This window comes from Buttiauxella sp. B2 (assembly GCF_006376615.1).
Taxonomy (GTDB): Bacteria; Pseudomonadota; Gammaproteobacteria; order Enterobacterales; family Enterobacteriaceae; genus Buttiauxella.
In genome coordinates this window covers 1-1,007 of sequence record NZ_VEXQ01000074.1, presented here as the reverse complement: position 1 = coordinate 1,007, position 1,007 = coordinate 1, and the positions used below count along the sequence as shown (strand labels likewise).

Below are 1,007 nucleotides of genomic sequence, written 5' to 3'. Positions count from 1 at the left end.
GTTCCCCTGAGCTGAGACTATGGCAACCATTGACCTGAGCCAGTTACCCGCCCCGGATGTGGTCGAGGTGCTGGACTATGAAACCCTACTTTCCGAGCGCAAAGCGACACTGATTTCCCTGTATCCCGAAGATGAGCAGGACGCCGTCGCGCGCACCCTGATGCTGGAGTCCGAACCCATCGTCAAACTGCTGGAGGAAAATGCGTACCGTGAGTTGATTCTGCGCCAGCGGGTTAACGAGTCCGCGCTGGCCGTGATGCTGGCCTTTTCCAGAGGGTATGACCTCGATGTGCTCGGTGCAAACAATAACGTCGCCCGCCTGGTGATTGTTCCTGCCGATGAGACCGCCATTCCGCCGGTGGCGGCGGTGATGGAATCCGACAGTGATTTCCGTCTGCGTATTCAGCAGTCATTTGAAGGGCTGAGCGTGGCGGGGCCGGTCGGGGCGTATCAGTTTCATGGCCGCAGCGCCGACGGGCGTGTCGCGGATGTGTCGGTGATCAGCCCGTCACCGGCGTGCGTCACCATTTCGGTGCTCTCGCGTGAGGGGAACGGCACCGCCAGCGACGAGCTGGTCAGTATTGTCAGTCTTGCGCTCAATGATGAGGATGTGCGCCCGGTGGCTGACCGGGTAACGGTGCAGTCAGCACGTATCGTCGACTATGAAATCGACGCCACACTTTACCTTTACCCGGGTCCCGAAATAGAGCCGGTGAGACAGGCTGCCGAAGCCAAACTGAAAGCCTATACCAGTGCGCAGCACCGGCTCGGGCGGGATATCCGCAAGTCGGCGATTTATGCCGCACTCCATGTTGAAGGTGTGCAGCGTGTCGAGCTGGCAAAACCTGTTACCGACATCGTGCTCGATGACACGCAGGCTTCTTTCTGTGCCGATTACAAAATCGTTATCGGGGGTGCCAATGAATAACGTCCGGCTGCTGCCGGTGGGCTCCTCTGAGCTTGAGCTGGCCGCCGCAAAAGCCTGTGCCGAACTGACCCGCGTGCCG

1 protein-coding gene is annotated in these 1,007 nt (G+C 59.6%); it reads left to right on the top strand.

Features of this window, described 5'->3' with window-relative positions; all coding sequences use genetic code 11:
• Positions 1 to 19: 19 nt before the first annotated feature.
• The gene (locus FH968_RS23555; protein ID WP_139883907.1) at positions 20 to 928 is read left to right on the top strand and encodes a baseplate assembly protein; all 909 of its coding nucleotides are present in this window, start codon (positions 20 to 22) and stop codon (positions 926 to 928) included.
• Positions 929 to 1,007 lie beyond the last annotated feature (79 nt).